The organism is Acidobacteriota bacterium (genome assembly GCA_028875725.1).
GTDB lineage: Bacteria > Acidobacteriota > Thermoanaerobaculia > Multivoradales > Multivoraceae > Multivorans.
In genome coordinates, this window is sequence record JAPPCR010000006.1 from 232,993 (window position 1) to 251,922 (window position 18,930).

Here is an 18,930-nt window from a genome sequence, read left to right on the forward strand (position 1 = left end):
GGAGGAGGCTCCTCGGTGTCAGAAGCGCAGAGCCTTCCGGCACCAGTCGCTGACCGCCTCGGCGACCTCGAGGTCGACATCCTCCTGTGGGCGGCCTGACCGTTTCAGCACCTGCAGGCTGTGGTCGCCGCCGTCGATGCAGTGAAGGGTGGCTCGTGGGCCGAGCCGCTCGCAGACGCCGGCGAGCAGTTCCGGGTCGGCGAGGCGGTCGCGGGTACCGTTCAGGAACAGCATCGGCTTCTCGACCAGGCTCAGGTGGTCGGCACGCGACGTTCCGGGTTTCCCGGGAGGATGCAGCGGAAAGGCGTGGAAGACGAAACCGGCGACGCTGAGCGCCTCCGTAGCGTCGGCACCGGAGGACATGCGGCCTCCCATTGAGCGGCCGCCGGCAAGGAGCGGCAGTTCGGGCCGCGTGTCCCTGGCGTTCGCTACCGCTGCCCGGACGGATCGCTGCAGGACAAGTGGCGGGTCCGGGCGGCGGCGGCCCTTCTCGGTGTAGGGGAACTGAAATCGGAGCGTGGCGATTCGAAACCCGGCTACGCCGCGGGCGAACGTCTCGATCGTCGCGTGACGCATGCCCGCGCCGGCGCCGTGGGCGAAGACGAGGAGGCAGCGCGCGCCGTCGGGTTCGAGCAGGATCGCGCTGACCCGGCGGTCGCCGGAAACGGTGAAGCCGGTCTCGGTCGTTTCGACCCTCACAGCCCGAACATCTCCGCCGCGCGGTCGGCCAGCGTGTCGCCGATCGCTAGCGAGGCGGTGGCGCCCGGCGACGGAGCGTTCAGGACGTGGAGCATGCGCGGGCTGGTCTCGATCGCGAAGTCGTCGACCAGGTTGCCCTTGCGGTCGAGGGCCTGGGCACGGATGCCGGAGCCGCCCGGCATCAGGTCGGAGTCGCTGAGATCGGGGACGAAGCGCCGCAGGTCGCGGGCGAAGCGGGAGCGGCTGCCGGAACGCGCCATCTCGCTGATGCCGACCTTCCAGAACCGGAGGGCCATCTTCCAGAAGCCCGGATAGCTCAGGCTGCTCCAGGTGTCGCGGGCGTCGAAGCTGCCGCGGTCGTAGCCCTCGCGCTTGAGCGCCAGGACGGCGTTCGGGCCGGCTTCGACCGAGCCGTCGACGCGCCGGGTCAGGTGGACTCCGAGAAATGGGAAACGGGGATCGGGAACGGGGTAGATCAGTCCGCGCAGCAGGTGGCGGCGCTCCGGGGCGATGTCGAAGTACTCGCCGCGGAAGGGGACGATCCGCACGTCTGGATCGAGGCCCGCCATGCGTGCCACGCGGTCCGACTGGAGGCCGGCGCAGTTGATCGCGTGGCCGGCCTCGAAGTCGCCGGCGGTGGTCTCCACGACGACTCCGTCAGGGCGTGGCGCGAGGCCGGTGACGCGCGTCCGCAGGTGGAGGGAGACACCGGCCGCCTCGACCTCTTCGGCGTAGGCGCGGGCCACGGCCTTGAAATCGACGATGCCGGTCTCGGGAACCCAGAGAGCGTCGACGCCGGTCGCGTGCGGCTCGAACTCGGGGATCCGCTCGGGCGCCAGGCGCTCGAGTCCGGCAAGGCCGTTCGCCCGGCCGCGGCGCTCCAGTTCGTCGAGCCGGGGGATCTCTTCCGGGTCGGTGGCGATGACGAGCTTGCCGCAGATCTCGTACGGAATCGCTTGCCGGTCGCAGTAGTCGATCAGCCGCTTCCGGCCGCCGACACAGTTGCGCGCCTTGAGCGAGCCGGGCTTGTAGTAGAGGCCGGAGTGGATGACGCCGCTGTTGTGGCCGGTCTGGTGGACGGCGGGCCGGGGTTCCGCCTCGACGACGCGGATGTCGATCTGCCTGAAGCGGCGGGAGAGGCTTCGGGCAGTGGCGAGACCGATGATCCCGGCCCCGATGCAGACGACGTCGGCGCGTTGGGGCAAGGTGGGCTCAGGCGTCTTCGGCCGTGGCGCCTTCCGCGCCGTCGCCGTCGGCTGGACGCTCGGTGGGCGTTGGCGGCAACGCGCTCGGGTAGGTGCCGAGGATGCGGAGTTCCTTCGTCTTCTCCCCGATTGCCTCAAGCGCCTCGGTCACCGGCGCCGAGGCGGCGTGGCCGTCGATATCCAGGTAGAACTGATAGCGCCAGGGCGTGGCGGGGATCGGCCTGGATTCGATCTTGGTCAGGTTGACGCCCCGCCGCGAGAAGCTGCGCAGCACTTCGCCGAGGTCGCCCGGCTGGTGACCGGTCACGAGCAGTAGAGACGTCTTGCAGGGCTGGTCGGGCGGGCACGGCGCCGCCTCGCTGGCGACCTCAACGAAGCGGGTGAAGTTCCCGGCCTGGTTCTGGATGCCGTGGGCGAGGATCTCCAGGCCGAAGACCCGCGCCGCCGGCTCGCTGGCGATAGCGCCGACCGTCCGGTCGTTCCCTTCGCGGACGCGGGCGGCGGCGCCCGCGGTGTCGAACTCGGGCTGTGGCCGCAGCCAGTCGTGGTCGTGGAAGAACTGGTCGCACTGGCGTAGTGCCTGGGGGTGAGAGAGCACGAGCCGGAGGTCCTCGATCTCCGTGCCGGGCAGCGCGAGCAGGCAGTGCGCGACCTTGCTGATGACTTCCGCGGTGATCACCAGACCGCCTTCGGCCAGCAGGTCGTAGGTTTCGTTGATGCTGCCGGCGGTGCTGTTCTCGATGGGCAGCAGGGCGATGTCGTGGCGGCCGTCGCGGACACCTTCGGCAGCCCCCCGAAACAGTTCGTAGCCCTGGAGTACGACGCCTCCGGGCCGGCCGGCGTACTGCCGCTGGGCGGTCAGGTGGCTGAACGAGCCCTCGACGCCCTGGTACGCGACCCGCAGCGGTGCCCGATCGAGATCGCGGATGTACCCCTGCTGCGCCGCGATCGACATCTCGATCAGCAGCCGGAAGATGCGCTCGGTCTGGTGGGGGTCGAGGTCGAGTTCGGCGGCGATGGTCCGTACGCGGGTCAGCAGTTGCTCTTCGCGCAACTGGTCGCGGAATGGAAAGGCCGACGCGATCTTGGCGCCCGCAACCTCGCGCGACAGTTCGACGCGGCGCCTGAAACCCTTCAGGAGCTCCTGGTCGATGTCCTCCAACTCCTGGCGAACCGCTTCGAGATCGGGCAAGACGTCATGCTCGGCAGCGGCCATGAGGAATCTCCACGGCCCGGGATGGCCGCGGGGCGCAGTATACGGCTCTAGCCGCGGTGCGGCCGGATGGCGACCTTCAGGGCGTGGCGGCCGGTCATCAGGTCGAGCGCTTCCGTCAGCCGGTCGAGGGGCAGCTCGCGCTCGACCAACGCGCCGTAGCGCTCAGGCGCGCTACACAATCGGTCGATCGCCGCGCGGAACGACGAAGGCCGATGGTGGTAGACGCCCAGCAGCGTCTGTTCCTGGTAGTGGACCCGCTCCGCGTCGATGACGAGCTCGGTTCCGGGACGGCAACCGCCGAACAGGGCGGCGACGCCGCCGGGAGCGAGCGATCTCACGGCGTGGTCCCAACCGGCGGGCGTACCGGTCGCATCGATCGCGAAGTCGAACGGATCCTCGGCCGCTGGGCCACTGCCGTCGCCGGCGCGGCCGAGATGCGTCTCGGCGGCGCCGAAGGAGCGCGCCGCTTCGAGGCGGTGGCGGTGCGGGTCGAGGCCGCGGACATGAGTACGCATGCTGTGGAACAGGTCGATCAGCATGAGGCCCAGCGGCCCGCAGCCGATGACCAGGGTCCGCGCCTCGGTGGGCGGACCGCTCCAGGCGCCGAGGCACCGTTCGAGGCAGTGGACGGCGCAGGCTAGAGGCTCCGCCATGGCGGCCACCACCGGTGCGAGGCCGGCGGGCCGCGGGTGCACGCTGCGCTTCGCGACGGCTTCGGGGAGCAGCAGGTAGTCGGCGAAGGCGCCGTTCAGGTAGATGAGGTTGCGGCAGAGGTTCTCGCGTTTGTGCCGGCACGGCTGGCACTTGCCGCAGGAGGCGCTGTTGGCGACGACGACGGCGTCTCCCTCGGTGTGAAAACTCCCGGCCGCGGCCCGGACGACGGTGCCGGTGACCTCGTGGCCGAAGGGCGACGGCAGGGCCAGCATGGTCGGATGGCCGCCGCGGCGGTAGACCTTGACGTCGGTGCCGCACGTGGTCGCGGCGTCGACCCGGATCAGCAGTTCGCCGGGGCCTGGTTCGGGCATCGGCAGCCGCCTCAACTCGACGCTCCCGGGCCCGGTGAGAAAGGCTTGGGTCTGGTACTCCGGGATCATGCCTTCAGGGGTGCAGGAGGACCTTCAGCGCCGCCCGCCGCCGGCACAGATCGACGGCTTTGGCGGCGCGGTCCAGGGGCAGGCGGTGGGTGACCAGCGGCGTGGGGTCGAGCGCGCCCTCGTGGAGCAGATGGAGCACCCTCGCTTGCTCGGCGGGGGAGCCCGAGTAGGCGCCGATCACCTGGCGTTCGGACCTGAAGACCGCGTTGATGTCGAACGTGACGCGGGCATCGTGGGCGGCGTGCGCGAAGAGGACGACACGGCCGCCTGGCCGCGTGACCTGAAGGGCCAGCTCGAAGGCCTCCTGGCCTCCGGCCGTGTCGAAGACGGCGTCGGCGCCGCCTTCGGGCAGGTTTCCTCGGGCCATCTCGGCGGCATCCGCGGGGGGCGCCGCGGAATCGGCGCCCAGCTCGAGCGCCATCGCCCGGCGCTCCGGCGCCGGCTCAGCGACGACGACTCGGCCGCCGGGAAAGACCGCTCTCAGCACCAGCAGATGGAGCAGGCCCATCGAGCCGGCGCCGATCACGACGATCGCGGGTGTCTTCCGGGCAAGGCCGGCGCGGTCGACGCCACGCAGGACGCAGGCGGCCGGTTCGACGAACGCGGCCGCTTCGTCGGCGAGCCCGTGGTCGAGCTTGCGCACGGTGCGTTGGACCGCTCGGGCCTTGAGCCGCAGGCGCTCGCTGAAACCTCCCGGGTCCAGCAGGTTCTCCGCGAACCGGGGGCACATCGTTTCGGCGCCGGACCGGCACAATCGACAGTCGCCGCAAGGGGCGTGATGCGGAGCGATGACCCGGTCGCCGGGTGCGAGCGAGTCGGCGCGGCTCGCGATCACCCTGCCGACGACTTCGTGCCCGAGCACCTCTCCCGGCGTCCGGCCGGCGTCGGCCAACTTGTAGAGATCGGTTCCGCACAGGCCGCAGTAGACGAGTTCGATCAGCGCCTCGCCGGTCTTGATCGGCGGCTCCGGCGCCTCGGCGAGTTCCAGACTCCCGCCGGCGGTGGTGCGCGCGACCTTCACTTGTCTGGCTTGATCCGGTTCGAGCGCGGCATGTCGTTCCCGACGGGCATTCTAGTGAGCCGAGGGGCGGGGCCGGCTTTGACTCGGAGGTCGGGTTCGTGTAGGTTGCGTTTTCCGCCGGGTCCAGCTCGCAGTCCCCTGGTCGCCATTGCGACCGACAACGCTCGATTGCCGCGCCAGGGTTGATGCAGCGGTGGACATGAGTCCTCGCCCCTGCTTGCTCGCCCGCGCCTCAAGACCGCCTCATCACTATCTCCCGACCCGAGGAGTTCCTTTCCTTATGCCCAAGAAGTCTCGCTCGACCGGCCGGCGTCCGCCCGGTCGAAAGCCGCACGGCCGGCGTCCATCCGGCCGAAGGCCGCAGCAAACCCACGATGCCGTCTGCACCGAGTGCGATAGCCCGACGACCGTTCCCTTCAGGCCCGCGCCCGGCAGGCCTGTGTACTGCCGCTCCTGCTTCACCAGCCGTCGTGACAGCGCCGGCGCGCCGGCGAAGGCCGCTCCGGCCAGCCGAGCGGTCAACGGCAGCCATCGCCCGGCCGAAGCTGTGGCCGGCGGTGGACAGGACACCCACGCCGGTGCCGTCTTCGCCGGCATTGCGCTGAGGCCCGCGACCCGGGCTGCGATCGGCCGAATGAAAATCTCCGAGCCGACGCCGATTCAGGAGCAGTCCATCCCCTCGCTGCTGGCGGGGCGGGACCTGGTCGGACAGGCTCAGACAGGATCGGGAAAGACGCTGGCCTTTGCCGTTCCCATCGCCGAAGTCTGCGATCCGGCGGTCCGGCGGGTTCAGGCGCTGGTGCTGGTGCCGACGCGGGAGCTTGCCCTTCAGGTCGCCGAAGTTGTTTCCGGTCTGGCTTCATCGCGGGGCGTGTCCGTGACGCAACTCGTCGGGGGCCGGCCGATCAGGCGGGAGCAGGCGGCGTTGAGGCGAGGAGCCGACGTCGTCGTTGGCACTCCCGGCCGTACCCTGGACCACCTGCGGCAAGGGTCGCTGAATCTGGGCGCCGTGCGATTCCTCGTCCTGGACGAGGCCGACGAGATGCTGGACCAGGGCTTTGCCCGCGATGTCGAGGCGATCCTAAGCCACACCCCCGATGCACGACAGACGGCCCTGTTCTCGGCCACCATGCCGAACTGGGTGGCGAACACGGCGAAGCAGTACCTGCGCAACCCGGTCAAGGTCGAGATCGACGACGGCCTCCGGGAGCCGGCGGTGGAGCATCTGGTCTATTCGATCCAGAGGGACGACAAGATGAACGCTCTCCGGTCGCTGCTGGATGGCCGCAATGGCGACCCGATCCTCGTCTTCGGTCGCACCAAGCACGGCGTCCGGAAGCTGGCGAAGAAGCTCGACGCGCTGGGCTATCCGGTTGGGGCGCTGCAGGGGAACCTCAGCCAGGGCGCCCGAGAGCGCGTGATGAGGGGCTTCCGTTCCGGCGCCGCGCCGATCCTCGTGGCGACGAACGTGGCCGCCCGGGGGCTGGACGTGAACGGTATCGGCCAGGTCATCAACTACGACCTGCCGGACTCGCAGCGACTGTTCACGCACCGCGTCGGGCGGACTGGCCGCATGGGGCGTTCCGGAGAGGCGGTCACCTTCGTGACCCCGGACGAAGAAAGGAAGTGGCGTGAGATTCAGCGCGGGCTTGGCCGCCGGTTCCCGCACCGGCCGTGGCGGGCGCGGGCGCGGTCTTCGTCAGTCGGCCGCGGGCTCGGCTAGGCGGGGTTGCCGCGAGGGCCGCCCTTCCTTGATGTAGATGTCGTGCTTGCTGTACGGGATCTCGATGCCCGCCTCGGCGAACGCACTGATCGTCGCCTTCACCAGCTCGTGGGTGACGATGCCGCGAAGCACCGGCTCCTCGACCCAGCACAGCAGCTCGTAGTCGATCGAGGAGGGCCCGAAGCCCCGGAACCGGACGCGGGGAGTGGGCTCCTTGCACACCTTCTCGTTCTCGTCGGCTACCTGAAGCTGCAGGGCTTCGACCTTCTCGACGTCGCTGGTGTAGGCCACGCCGACCCGGACGCGGATCCGGTACTTGACGTGGGGTCCGCCGCTTTCGTTGTTGATCTTGGCGTTCCCCATCACCGCGTTGGGGATCGTGACCTCGATGTCGTCGCGGGTCAGCAGCCGGGTGCTGCGGATGCCGATCTCGGTCACCATGCCGCGTTCCCCTGTGTCGAGGGTGATGAAGTCGCCGATCTTGTAGGGCCCGTCCGCGAAGATGAAGATGCCGGCGAAGAGGTTGGCCAGCGTGTCGCGGGCGGCGAAGCCCACCGCGAGGCCGGCGATGCCGCCGGCGGCGAGCAGCCCCGAGACGTCGGCGCCCCAGGCGTTGATCACCAGGTAGGCCCCCAGGATCACGATCGCGACCTTGGCCAGGTTCTCGAACAGGGGCTCGGTGTGCCTGGAGACGAGAGCGCCCTCGCTCCTGCGCCGCGCCAGAGCCCGTAGCAGGACTCCCGAGGCGCGAAGCGCCGCGACGACCCAGAACACCAGCGCGACGGTCTGGAGCGCGTCGACGATCCTCTGCTCGGTGGCGCCGGCGAGTTGCAATCGAGCGACGCCCATCCGCAAGCCGATCAGGAAGACCGAAATCCAGAGCGGCCAGTGCGCCGCCTCGAGCAGTCGGTCGTCGACTTCGGTCTTCGTCTTCCTGACGAGTTTCGTCGCGCCGAACTTGAGGATCCACCAGACCACCCAGGCGCTCAGCGCGGAGACGAACGCGATCGCCAGCAACTGGAGCCACGCGCCCCATAGCTCGTGCACGTAGACCGGAACCAGCTCTGCGAGCCGTCCTTCCAGTGCGGTCAGTTGCGCGTCCACGGGTCCAGTGCCCACGCCCGATCACGGGCGTACCGGTTGTTACGATAGCCGACGCCCGGAGGAGGCCACCGTAGTGAACTGGCTGTTTGTGGGACTGTTGATGTGCGCGACCTCGGTGGCCGCGGGCGCTTTCGGCGCCCACGGCCTGCGGTCCGCGCTCGACGCCGAGCACCTGGCGCTGTGGGAGACGGCCGCCCGCTACCTCATGTACGGTGGCGTGGTGGTGGCGCTGCTCGGGCTCGCCGCCCGGGGCTCGAACGTCGACCTGCGGCTCACTGGCTGGCTGCTGTTCGTCGGCTCCCTGATCTTCTCCGGAACCGTCGCGGTGATTGCCGTCGGCGGACCGCGCTGGCTGGGCGCGATCACTCCGATCGGCGGCACGCTGCTGATCGTCGGCATCCTGGTTTTCGCCTGGAGAATGCTGGAAGGTCAGGGGACCCCGGCCGGTTTCTGAGAAACGGGGGAAACCCGCCCCGCGCGGTTTATGCTCCGGCTCCGGCCGCCCCCCAGCGGTCCTTACCTTCCAGGAGATCAACTGAAATGCCGAACGGCACCTTGCAAGTACCCGCACCCCGCAACGAACCCGTCCTCGACTATGCGCCCGGTTCCGCCGAGCGGGCCGCTCTCGAGACGCGGCTGAAGCAGATGCTCGGCGAGCGGGTCGAGATTCCGGTCCTTGCCGGCGGGCGTGAGATCCGCACCGGCCGCACGCAGGACGTCGTCTGCCCTCACGATCACGGTCATGTTCTCGGCACCTGCCACCAGGCCGGCGCCGCGGAAGTCGAAGCTGCCGTGGCGGCCTCCCAGGAGGCCTGGCCGGCGTGGTCCGCGATGCCGTTCAAGGAGCGGGCGGCGATCTTCCTCCGAGCAGCCGAGCTCCTGGCCGGTTCCTGGCGGCAGACGGTGAACGCCGCCACGATGCTCAACCAGTCGAAGACCTGCTATCAGGCCGAGATCGATTCGGCCTGCGAGCTGATCGACTTCCTGCGCTTCAACGTCGCGTTCGCGGAGGAGCTCTACGGCCAGCAACCCGTCTCATCGCCCGGGATCTGGAACTACGTCGAGTACCGGGCCCTCGAGGGCTTCGTGTTCGCGGTCACGCCGTTCAACTTCACCGCGATCGCGGGGAACCTGCCGACGTCGGCGGCGATCATGGGCAACACCGTGCTGTGGAAGCCGGCGTCCACGGCGTTGCTCTCTGGCTACTACGTGATGAAGCTGCTGGAGGAGGCCGGGCTGCCGCCGGGCGTCATCAACTTCGTCCCCGGTCCGGGCGCCACGGTGGGCGATCCGGTCCTGGCCAGTCGCCATCTGGCGGGAATCCACTTCACCGGTTCGACGCCGGTGTTCCAGCGCATGTGGCGGACGATCGGTGACCAGATCGAGAACTACAGCACGTACCCGCGCATCGTCGGCGAAACCGGCGGCAAGGATTTCGTGTTCGCCCATCCGTCGGCGGACCCCGCGGCGCTGACGACGGCGTTGATCCGGGGCTCCTTCGAGTACCAGGGGCAGAAGTGCTCCGCGGCTTCGCGCGCGTACATCCCGGCATCGCTTTGGGGCGAGGTGCGGGAGCGCCTGTGCGACGAGCTGGCGACGGTGAAGATGGGCTCCCCCGTCGACTTCTCGAACTTCATGGCCGCGGTCATCGACCAGTCGTCCTTCAACAACATCTCCGGCTACCTCGCCGATGCGGAGAACGGAGCTCCGTACGAGGTCGTTTCCGGCGGTGGCCGCGACGATTCAACCGGCTACTTCGTGGAGCCGACCGTCGTCCGCAGCGAGGATCCGCGCTCGCGCCTGATGAGCGAGGAGATCTTCGGGCCGGTGCTCACGTTGTACGTCTACGCGGACAACACACTCGACGAGGCCCTGGAACTCTGCGACACGACGAGCCCATACGCGTTGACGGGCGCCGTGTTCGCGCGCGACCGGGCGGCGGTCGCCAGCGTCGGCGATCGCCTGCGACATGCCGCCGGGAACTTCTACATCAACGACAAGCCGACCGGCGCCGTCGTCGGCCAGCAGCCCTTCGGCGGCGCGCGGGCGTCGGGGACCAACGACAAGGCGGGCTCCATGGCCAACCTGCTGCGCTGGACTTCCCAGCGGGCTGTCAAGGAGAACTTCGCGCCGCCGACGGACTACCGCTACCCGCACATGGGCTGATCCGGCTGGCACGACGTGATCGTCGATTGGGCGGACAAGCGCACCGAGGCGTTCTACAACGGTCGTCGGGTCGCAGCGTTCTCGGGCTTCGCACGGACGGCCTCGCGAAAGCTCGACCAGCTCGACGCGGCCACAAGCCTGGGCGATTTGGCCAGGCCGGGCAACCGGCTAAAGGCACTCAAGGGTCGCCGGAAGGGACAGTGGAGTATTCGCATCAACGACCAATGGCGGGTCTGTTTCAGGTGGCCCTCCGGAAGCCCCGGCCCTACGGATGTGGAGATCGTGGACTACCATTGAGACGGAGGCATACCATGCGCGAGCCCATTCATCCCGGCGAAACGCTGCGCGAGGATCTCGACGCGCTCGGCATGAGCGCGGCGGAACTTGCGCGGCGAATCGAGGTGCCAGTGAGCCGCATCACGGGGATTCTCAACGGTCGGCGGGCCGTCACCGGCGACACGGCCCTTCGGCTCGGGCGTTTCTTCGGCACCTCGGGAGAGTTCTGGCTCAACCTGCAGAAGCTCTACGAGTTGCGGCTTGCGGAGCGGGAGAACGGATCAGCGATCTCTCGGCTTCCGACCCTGGACGCAGGCGGGGGCCTCGCCGCGAGGGGTTGAGCAGCGGACTGCCGCTTCCAGGGTTTATCGAAGCCGGCGGATCGCCGCCATCATCGACCCGATGTCGGTGTACTTCTCGCGGACCTTGCTCTGCGCCTCTCCGAGGCGAACTTCGTCCTCGTCAAGCATGGTCCAGTCGTCGAAGCTCACGAAGTCGACGCCGCGTCCGCGCAGCAGTTCGACAATCCTCTCCGGGGCCCTGGCGGAGTCGGCCGGGGCGGTCATGCCGTCGATGTCCTCGATCATCTTCTTGACGGTGGCGGTCGAGTCGGGGCTGTTCGTGCCGATCAGGCCGGTCGGGCCTCGTTTTGCCCAGCCGACGACGTACTGGCCCGGCACGATCTCGCCGTCCGGCCCGGTCTGCAGGCGGCCTTCGTCGTTGGGCAGGATGCCCCAGCGCTCGTGGAACGGCACGCCCGGCAGGGGGATGCCGCGATAGCCGACGGCCTTGAACACCAGGTCGACATCCAGGGTTTCGGTCTCTCCGGTGCCCCGGGGCCTGGGCGTGCCGTCGTCGGCGGCGTAGAGCTCGTTCTTCTCGATCACGACCCGGCCGACCCGGCCGTCGTCGCCCGCCTGAAGGTCGATGGGCGAAACGAGGAAGCGGCAGGTCACGAGGCGGTCGCCGTCGCCGGCCACGGCTCCGGCGACCTCGGTCAGATAGGCCACGTTGCGGCGCGCGCTGGGCGCGGCGCTCTCCTCGAGCCAGGTGCTGCTGATCTCGTCGAGGTCCATCTCCGCTTCGGACACCAGCAGGCTGACGCCTTCGAGCGATCCGATCTCCTTGATCTCCTGGGGCGAGAATGCCGCCTGCGCCGGTCCCCGGCGGCCGAGCAGGATCACCTCCTCGACCCCGCTTTCCCGGAGCACGGCGAGCGATTCGGCGGTGATGTCGGTTGGAGCGAGTTCGTCCGGGCTGCGCGCCAGGACGCGGGTCACGTCCATCGCCACGTTGCCGTTGCCCACCACCGCGACGCACCGGGCCGAGGCCAGGTCGAAGCTGCGATCCTGGAAGTCGGGATGGCCGTTGTACCAGCCGACGAACTCGGTCGCCGAGTGGACGCCGGGAAGATCTTCGCCCGGGATCCCCATCTTGCGGTCGGACTCGTTGCCGGTGGCGTAGACGATGTGGTCGTAGTGCTGGCGGAGGTCCTCGACCGAAATATCGCGACCGAGTTCCACGTTTCCGAAGAAGCGGAAGCGGTCATGCTGTGCGGTGCGGTTGTAGACCCGGATGACGTTCTTGATCTTCTGATGATCGGGCGCGACACCGCCGCGCACCAGGCCGAAGGGCGTGGGCAGACGATCGAACAGATCGACATCGGCCTCGAGACCGTCCGCCTTGAACAGCGCGGCGATCGCGTAGAAGCCGCTGGGACCGGAGCCGATGACGGCCACCCGCAGCGGTCGTTCACTGCTGCCGAGAGGCCAGTTTCCTGAGGTCTCGTGCACTTGTTCCTCGCCTTCGCGTCTCGCAGACGCGGTCTTCGTTCCGGTGTCGGGAGTGGTCGATCGGTCGGGAATCATAGCGTCGCGCCAGCCAGCGCCGTTCCGGCGCGCGGCAAGGCCCGCAGGCGGCATTTGTCAACCCGGCTAAGTGTTGACATGATTAGACATACGCCCCTCCGGCCCGCTCGGTCAAGCGGACTGCGGCGGGGAAACTCTGGGGGAGAATGCCATGTCCCATCGCCGTTGGCTCGCTGAGTACGCCGCCGTCCGCGCTTCGGCGCTGTCGGCCTTCGTCCTGTTCCTTCTCGCCGGCCTGATCCTGGCCGCGCCGGCCGCCGCCCAGCTATGCGAGGGCGCGTCGTCGATCACACGTCTGGGAGGGGCCAACAGGTTCTCGGCGCCGGTCGAAGATCAGGAGTCCCTGCAGGCGCTGTTCGTCGATCATCGCGAGGAGATCCTCTCGCTGTTGGGACAGGCGAACTGGACGGGCGACCCGGACGATCTCTTTGCCGCCGTGGCCGCCTGGCGGGGCGTCACGTCGACCACCTTCGACCCCGGCCAGCGAGTCCAGTGGATGTTCTTCCGCGAGCGCGGCCAGACCCCGACGCTTGGCACGAACCTCTGCTGGGCGGGCGGCGAGGCGTTCGCGGCCTGGGAGATTCGTTTCAACTCGAACGGGCGCTGGTACTCGATGATCGTTCCCGAGTCCTGCGGCAACCTGGCGCTCCTCGCCGAGCAGCCGCTGCCGAAGGTGACCCTCGACCTGGACATCGGCGGCCTCTCCTGCAGCGACCGGACCTTCGACTTCCAGAGTTCCTGCGCCGACGGCGAGAGCGCCGTAACGGTCCGGATGCCGGACGGCGGCGAGCGTTCGGCGGCCTCGGGCGGCGCGTCTTTCCCGTTCACCGCCGAGGGCGACTACACGGTCACCGCGACCTGCTCCGCGATGTCGTCGCGTGGCGACCGGCTCGAGGACTCGGTCAGCAACACGATCGCCGTCGGCTGCCCGAGCTGTAGCGTGACCGCCGCGCCGGCCGAGGTCGACCTGGGCGAGTCGTCCACGTTGACGGTGGCGCCGAACGCCGGCCATGGCGCGGAGTTGTCACGGGTCCTGCTCGACGGGCAGCCGCTCGCGTCTCCGTACACCCGGGAGATGGCCCACGACGGCGCCGACGCCTTCACCCATACCGTGACCGTCGAGACCAGCACCGGCCAGAGCGCCCAGTGTTCGACCGGGATGAAGGTCGCGCCGACGGTCACGATGTCGATCGAGCCGGACCGGGTGCTGGTCCGCCAGACCGCCGTCGTCACGGTGGCGCCGGAGAACGGCAGCGGGGCGCCGGTGACGGTCACACTGGACGGCCAGCCGCTGGACCAGCCCTACCAGCGCGAGGTCGTTCACGCGACCGATGGCGAGTTCACACACACGGCGATGGTGGAGAACGCCGGAGGTAGCAATGAGGCCTCCGCGACGATGAAGGTCGATCGGCGGTGGACCCTGATGCCGACCCTCAGTTCGCTGAGTGGAGACGACGTGCACATTTCGGTGCTCGGTCCGGATACGCGCGACAGGCTCAAGGCCTGCGTGGACGGAGTCGGCGTCGGGCTTGCCGCCGAGTACCGCCTGAGCTATCCCGTGGGATTCATGTTCGGGGCGAACACGATCAACTGCGAGGTCGACTGGTGGCTGCACCCGGGCGGCCGGACCGGTTACGCCGGCGCGGACATCGAGATGAAGAAGTTCTTCGTCGGGCTGAACTTCCACCTGACCCGTCCTGGCAGCCGCGTGGACTGGTGGCTCGGTCCCGTGATCGCCCAGCTCGACTACAGCTCGCCCTCCCTCGTGCCGACCGGAATGGATGGCGCGTCGGTGGACGCCGTCTATCGTCCCGAGTGGCCCGGCGAGACCGTTCTCGGCGCCAACATGGGACTGAAGATCCCCTTCAAGACGGATTGTCCGGTCGGCCTGTATCTCGGCGCCTTCTGGTTCGACGCCTCGATGAAGGCGAAGAGCTCGGAGATCCGGGGAGATGACGGAGCTCTCGCCCCTGCGTTCGAGCTGCGCAAGACGCCGGTCTACGTCCACGCTGGAATCTCGATCGAGTTCTGACGGTTTCCAGCACTCCGCGGCAGAAGTCGCGCTACATTTGAGCAGGGAACCTGCGGTGAAGCCGACGGAACTGGAAGCGCGATACGGCGCCCGGAACTACGCGCCGCTGGACATAGTGATCGACCGCGCCGAGGGCGTTTGGGTCTGGGACCTTGACGGTCGCCGCTACCTCGACTGCCTCGCCGCCTACTCGGCGGTCAACCAGGGGCACTGCCATCCCCGGATCGTTGAGGCCCTGATCCGGCAGAGCCGGAAGGTGGCGGTCACTTCGCGGGCCTTCCACAACGCCGAACTCGGGGCGTTCTTTCGGGATGTCTGCGAACTGACCGGCTTCGAGCGGGCGCTGCCGATGAACACCGGTGCCGAGGCGGTCGAGACCGCGATCAAGCTGGCCAGGAAGTGGGCCTACACGCGCAAGGGCGTGCCTCCCGGCGAGGCCGAGATCCTGGCGTTCGCCAACAACTTCCACGGTCGCACGACGACGATCGTGGGCTTTTCGAGCGAAGCGCAGTATCGCGATGGTTTCGGTCCATTCACGCCCGGTTTCGAGCTGCTGCCCTTCGGTGACGCCTCCGCGGCAAGAGCGGCGGTGGGTCCGAACACGGCGGCCGTGCTGGTCGAGCCGATTCAGGGCGAGGGCGGAATCGTCGTACCGCCGGACGGTTTCCTTGCTGAACTGCGCGACGTGTGCAGCGAGCGGAACGCGCTCCTGATCGTTGATGAGATTCAGTCCGGCCTGGGGCGTACGGGACGGATGTTCGCGCACGAGCACGACGGCATCCGGCCGGACGTGATGCTGCTCGGCAAAGCGCTCTCCGGCGGTCTGTATCCCGTGTCGGTGGTCGTGGCGGACACTGAGATCATGGACGTGTTCCAGCCAGGCGATCATGGTTCCACCTATGGCGGCAATCCGGTAGGGGCGGCGGTCGCGCGCGCCGCGCTCGCTGTCCTGCAGGACGAGAGATTGGTCGAGAACTCGGCCCGTCTCGGCGAGTACGCTCTGGGGCGGTTGCGGAGCGTCCGCTCACCGCTGGTGCGCGAGATCCGTGGCCGCGGACTGTGGATCGGAATCGAACTCCATGAATCCGCCGGCGGGGCCCGTCCGTATTGCGAGAAACTGGCGAGGCAGGGACTGCTGTGCAAGGAGACACACGATCACGTGATTCGGTTCGCGCCGCCCCTGGTGATCGGGCGGGAGGAACTCGACTGGGCGCTGGACCGCATCGAGGAAGTGTTGACGGCATGACGGCCGACGCGGCGAGCGCGGAGCCGGTCGCGGCGCCGCTTCGGCCCGAGACCGCCGCCGACCGGGTGCGGGCGATCCGCCGTCCCCATCCCAAGCTGCTGCGCTACTACGTCCTCTTCTCGCTGATCACCGGACCGGCGTTCCCCGTCGTCTTCACGATCCTGTTCCTGCGTTATCGCACGTTGAGGTATCGCTTCGACGACGAAGGCGTGACGATGAGTTGGGGCGCCGTGTTCAAGCGCGAGATCAGCCTCACCTACAGTCGCATCCAGGACATCCACGTGCAGAGCAACGCGGTCGAGCGCTGGCTCGGCCTTTCGCGCCTGCTGGTCCAGACCGCGAGCGGTTCGGCGAAGGCCGAGATGAAGGTCGAAGGCCTGCTGGAGCTGTCGGCGGTCCGCAACTTCATGTACAGCCGGATGCGTGGCGCGCGGACGGCAGTGCCGGCCGCCACCGGCGCGCTTCCCGCTCCCCCTGCCGGGGACGATGCCGCCGCTCTCGCCTCGACTCTCCGGGAGATCGCCCGCGAAGTCGGGGCAATCCGGAGCGCACTGGAGCGCGGGCGATGACGACCGGCAGCAGCGAAGGCGCGCCCAGCGGCCGGATGCCGGCGGGCCTGAAGCGTTTGCTGCTGCGGTTGTTCCGAGTCGACGAGCGGCCCGAGCCTCCACCCGGATCGCCGGAGTCTCTGCGCACCTTTCGCGCCTCGCCGCGGTTCTTCTGGTACAGCCTGCTCAAGTGGGGTCTGGGACAGGCGGGCGCGCTGTTCGGCCTGGTCGTGTCGACGCTCGGCTTTCTGCCGTTCGCGTTCTGGGTGTCGGACGAGGGCTTCGAGTTCCTGGACATTGGGCCGTGGACCGACTTCACCAGGGCGTTGGGGCCGCTTCTGTTCGTCCTGTTCTTCGTCCAGTTGGTGGGGTCTCTCGCCGTGTTGCGCCTGGGCTACGAGATGCGCTGGTACATGGTCAGCGACCGGGCCCTTCGCATCCGCTACGGCATCTACAGCGTCAGGGAGCAGACGATGACGGTCGTGAACATCCAGAACATGGCGGTCAAACGCGGGCCGTTGCAGCGCCTGTTCGGGATCGCCGACCTGGAGATCCGTACCGCCAGCGGCGCCGGGTCGGACGACGACGAGGACAGCCTGAGCCGGGGCTTGTTGCAGGGTCTGGACAACGCGGAGGAGTTGCGCAACCTGCTGCTGACGTCGCTGCGGCAGAGCCGGGACGCCGGTCTGGGCGATCCCGACGACGATGCGGCCGGGATCGTCGTCGAGGGCGAGCGGGTCGTGGAGGCGGCCGCGACTTGGGCACGGGACGATGCCGCCAGGCCTCCTTCGTCCGGCGGTGCGGGCGACGAATCCGTTCTGGCCGCTGCCCGCCAACTGCTCGCCGAGTGCCGCGAGCTACGGGCGGCGGTCGGTCGGGCCGAGGGATGAGGCGTTGCTCGGCGCCGTAGGAGTGGCGTCCCTGCGGCCGGGCGCCGCGGTTGGCTCATACTTCCGGCATGCCGGAGCTTCCCGACGTCGAGGTCTACTGCGAAGCGATCGAGCAACGGGTCGCGGGCCGCGAACTCGTCCGCGTCCGCCTCAGGAGCCCCTTCCTGCTCCGTTCCGTGCGCCCGCCGCTGTCCGAGGCCGAAGGTCGCACGGTCGTGTCCCTGCGTCGCGTCGGCAAGCGGGTCGTCTTCGTTCTGGAGGGGGAGCTGTTCCTCGCCATCCACCTGATGGTCGCCGGCCGGTTCCGCTGGGCAGGCCCGTCTGCGAAGGTGCCGGGCCGCGTGGGGCTGGCCGCGTTCGACTTCGGCTACGGCACGCTGCTGCTCACGGAAGCCGGGAGCAAGCGCAGAGCGGCGATGCACCTGGTCGCGGGTGAAGACGGGCTGGCTGCCCTGGACCGCGGCGGTCTGGAGGTGCTGCACGCCGGACCGGAGGCATTCAGGGCGCGCCTCAAGGAGGAGAACCACACGCTGAAGCGGGCGCTCATCGACCCCCGGCTGTTCAGCGGTATCGGCAACGCCTACTCGGACGAGATCCTGCATCGCGCGCGCCTGTCGCCGATGCGCTGGACCACCCGGCTCAGCGACGAGCAGGTCGATCGGCTGTACGAAGCCTCGGTCGCCGTCCTCACGGAATGGACAGACCGGCTGCGCGCCGAGGCGGGTGGCCGGTTTCCGGGAAAGGTGACGGCGTTCCGGGAGGGCATGGCGGTTCATGGCCGCTACCGCGAGGCCTGTCCCGTGTGCAATGCGCCGGTGCAGCGGATCGTGTATGCGGAGAACGAGTGCAACTACTGCTCGCGCTGCCAGACCGGTGGCCGGCTGCTCGCGGACCGGGCCCTCTCGCGCCTGCTGAAGAAGGACTGGCCGAGGACGGTCGAAGAACTGGAGGAGCGCCTGGGCGCGGCGGCCGGGGAGCCGGCCGGCTGATGGGTGGAGCCTCGGAGTTGTCGGGCCTTACCGACTGTCATGCCCACCTCTGCGACGGCTCGTTCGCAGGCGATCTCGGCGACGTGCTTGCACGGGCCCGCGACGCCGGCGTCGACTCGGTCGTCGCAGTCGGCGAGACGCGCGCGGACGCGGAGCGGAACCTCGAGCTGGCCGAGACCTATCCCGGGGTCGTGCGACCGACCGCCGGCCTCTATCCGACCCATCTCGATCCGGCGGAAGCGGAACGGGTCGCCGGCCTGATCCGCCGGGAACGTTCTCGCCTGGCCGCCATCGGCGAGGTCGGCCTCGACCGCTGGAAGGTGCGCGACGAGCGCGACCTGGCGGTGCAGCGCGGGATCTTCGCGCTGTTCATCGACCTGTCCATCGAACTCGATCTGCCGCTCAACGTCCATTCGCGTTCCGCTGGTCACTATGCGGTCGATCTGCTACGGGAGCGCGGAGCGACGCGGGTGCAGCTCCACGCCTTCGACGGCCGCGCCGCGCGGGCCGAGCCGGCGGTGGAAGCGGGCTACTTCTTCTCCGTACCGCCTTCCGTCGTGCGTTCGCCGCAGAAGCAGAAACTCGTCCGGCGCCTGCCGCTGTCCTGCCTGCTGCTGGAGACGGACAGCCCTGTGCTGGGGCCGGAGCGACATCAGCGCAACGAACCGGCGAACGCGGTCGTGTCGCTCACGGCCATCGCGCAGATCAAGGGCCTGCCGGTGTCGGAAGTAGCCATGGCGGCGCGAGAGAACACGGCGCGGCTCTACGACCAGTAGCGGCCCGCGCATTTCGCCGAGGTTCGCAAACGACGCGCGCGCAGGTGCACTTGCGCGCTGGCGCCCTTCGTTTCCCA

18 protein-coding genes are annotated in these 18,930 nt (G+C 68.9%); 11 read left to right on the forward strand and 7 right to left on the reverse strand.

Going from position 1 to position 18,930, the window contains the following annotated elements; translation table 11 throughout:
• Positions 1-18: 18 nt before the first annotated feature.
• The 5 genes from OXI49_02920 to OXI49_02940 all read right to left on the reverse strand — a co-directional run bounded on the left by OXI49_02920 (position 19) and on the right by OXI49_02940 (position 5,235).
• On the reverse strand, positions 19-699 hold the full coding sequence (locus OXI49_02920) for an alpha/beta hydrolase (protein MDE2689436.1): 681 nt from the start codon (positions 697-699) through the stop codon (positions 19-21).
• On the reverse strand, positions 696-1,904 hold the full coding sequence (gene lhgO / locus OXI49_02925) for an L-2-hydroxyglutarate oxidase (GenBank protein ID MDE2689437.1): 1,209 nt from the start codon (positions 1,902-1,904) through the stop codon (positions 696-698). Before lhgO ends, OXI49_02920 begins: the two co-directional genes overlap by 4 nt.
• 7 nt (positions 1,905-1,911) lie before the next feature.
• On the reverse strand, positions 1,912-3,120 hold the full coding sequence (locus OXI49_02930; GenBank protein ID MDE2689438.1) for a bifunctional chorismate mutase/prephenate dehydratase: 1,209 nt from the start codon (positions 3,118-3,120) through the stop codon (positions 1,912-1,914).
• 47 nt (positions 3,121-3,167) lie between these two features.
• Positions 3,168-4,145 carry an alcohol dehydrogenase catalytic domain-containing protein gene (locus OXI49_02935; GenBank protein ID MDE2689439.1) on the reverse strand — a complete coding sequence of 326 codons (978 nt, stop codon included), beginning with the start codon at positions 4,143-4,145 and terminating at the stop codon, positions 3,168-3,170.
• A 73-nt stretch (positions 4,146-4,218) separates the two neighbouring features.
• On the reverse strand, positions 4,219-5,235 hold the full coding sequence (locus OXI49_02940; protein ID MDE2689440.1) for an alcohol dehydrogenase catalytic domain-containing protein: 1,017 nt from the start codon (positions 5,233-5,235) through the stop codon (positions 4,219-4,221).
• Between the two features lie 634 nt (positions 5,236-5,869).
• Between OXI49_02940 and OXI49_02945 the strand changes: the two genes are divergently transcribed.
• A complete protein-coding gene (locus OXI49_02945; GenBank protein MDE2689441.1) occupies positions 5,870-6,958 on the forward strand; it encodes a DEAD/DEAH box helicase in 1,089 nt (362 codons plus the stop codon).
• Here OXI49_02945 and OXI49_02950 read toward each other — a convergent pair.
• Positions 6,935-8,077 carry a mechanosensitive ion channel family protein gene (locus OXI49_02950; GenBank protein MDE2689442.1) on the reverse strand — a complete coding sequence of 381 codons (1,143 nt, stop codon included), beginning with the start codon at positions 8,075-8,077 and terminating at the stop codon, positions 6,935-6,937. The two genes, OXI49_02945 and OXI49_02950, sit on opposite strands and share 24 nt — an antisense overlap.
• Positions 8,078-8,135: 58 nt before the next feature.
• On the opposite strand from OXI49_02950, the gene OXI49_02955 reads away from it, so the two are divergent.
• The 4 genes from OXI49_02955 to OXI49_02970 all read left to right on the forward strand — a co-directional run bounded on the left by OXI49_02955 (position 8,136) and on the right by OXI49_02970 (position 10,845).
• Positions 8,136-8,516, forward strand: a complete 381-nt coding sequence (locus OXI49_02955) for a DUF423 domain-containing protein (protein MDE2689443.1) — start codon at positions 8,136-8,138, stop codon at positions 8,514-8,516.
• A gap of 86 nt (positions 8,517-8,602) precedes the next feature.
• The gene (pruA, locus tag OXI49_02960) at positions 8,603-10,228 is read left to right on the forward strand and encodes an L-glutamate gamma-semialdehyde dehydrogenase (protein MDE2689444.1); all 1,626 of its coding nucleotides are present in this window, start codon (positions 8,603-8,605) and stop codon (positions 10,226-10,228) included.
• Between the two features lie 15 nt (positions 10,229-10,243).
• Positions 10,244-10,525, forward strand: coding sequence for a type II toxin-antitoxin system RelE/ParE family toxin (locus OXI49_02965; protein MDE2689445.1), 282 nt, complete (start codon positions 10,244-10,246; stop codon positions 10,523-10,525).
• Positions 10,526-10,539: 14 nt separating this feature from the next.
• Positions 10,540-10,845, forward strand: coding sequence for a HigA family addiction module antitoxin (locus OXI49_02970; protein MDE2689446.1), 306 nt, complete (start codon positions 10,540-10,542; stop codon positions 10,843-10,845).
• 24 nt (positions 10,846-10,869) lie between these two features.
• Here OXI49_02970 and OXI49_02975 read toward each other — a convergent pair whose 3' ends face one another.
• Positions 10,870-12,297: an FAD-dependent oxidoreductase gene (locus OXI49_02975; GenBank protein ID MDE2689447.1), complete on the reverse strand. Its 1,428-nt coding sequence runs from the start codon at positions 12,295-12,297 to the stop codon at positions 10,870-10,872.
• A 226-nt stretch (positions 12,298-12,523) separates the two neighbouring features.
• On the opposite strand from OXI49_02975, the gene OXI49_02980 reads away from it, so the two are divergent.
• The 6 genes from OXI49_02980 to OXI49_03005 all read left to right on the forward strand — a co-directional run bounded on the left by OXI49_02980 (position 12,524) and on the right by OXI49_03005 (position 18,853).
• Positions 12,524-14,404 carry a hypothetical protein gene (locus OXI49_02980; protein ID MDE2689448.1) on the forward strand — a complete coding sequence of 627 codons (1,881 nt, stop codon included), beginning with the start codon at positions 12,524-12,526 and terminating at the stop codon, positions 14,402-14,404.
• A 55-nt stretch (positions 14,405-14,459) separates the two neighbouring features.
• The gene (gene rocD / locus OXI49_02985; GenBank protein MDE2689449.1) at positions 14,460-15,650 is read left to right on the forward strand and encodes an ornithine--oxo-acid transaminase; all 1,191 of its coding nucleotides are present in this window, start codon (positions 14,460-14,462) and stop codon (positions 15,648-15,650) included.
• Positions 15,647-16,219: a PH domain-containing protein gene (locus tag OXI49_02990; protein ID MDE2689450.1), complete on the forward strand. Its 573-nt coding sequence runs from the start codon at positions 15,647-15,649 to the stop codon at positions 16,217-16,219. Before rocD ends, OXI49_02990 begins: the two co-directional genes overlap by 4 nt.
• Entirely contained in the window at positions 16,216-17,088 is an 873-nt protein-coding gene (locus OXI49_02995) for a PH domain-containing protein (protein MDE2689451.1), read from the forward strand. Before OXI49_02990 ends, OXI49_02995 begins: the two co-directional genes overlap by 4 nt.
• Positions 17,089-17,156: 68 nt before the next feature.
• Complete coding sequence (locus tag OXI49_03000) at positions 17,157-18,077, forward strand: formamidopyrimidine-DNA glycosylase (GenBank protein MDE2689452.1); 921 nt, start codon at positions 17,157-17,159, stop codon at positions 18,075-18,077.
• Positions 18,077-18,853: a TatD family hydrolase gene (locus OXI49_03005; GenBank protein MDE2689453.1), complete on the forward strand. Its 777-nt coding sequence runs from the start codon at positions 18,077-18,079 to the stop codon at positions 18,851-18,853. Before OXI49_03000 ends, OXI49_03005 begins: the two co-directional genes overlap by 1 nt.
• The last annotated feature ends 77 nt before the right edge of the window (positions 18,854-18,930 follow it).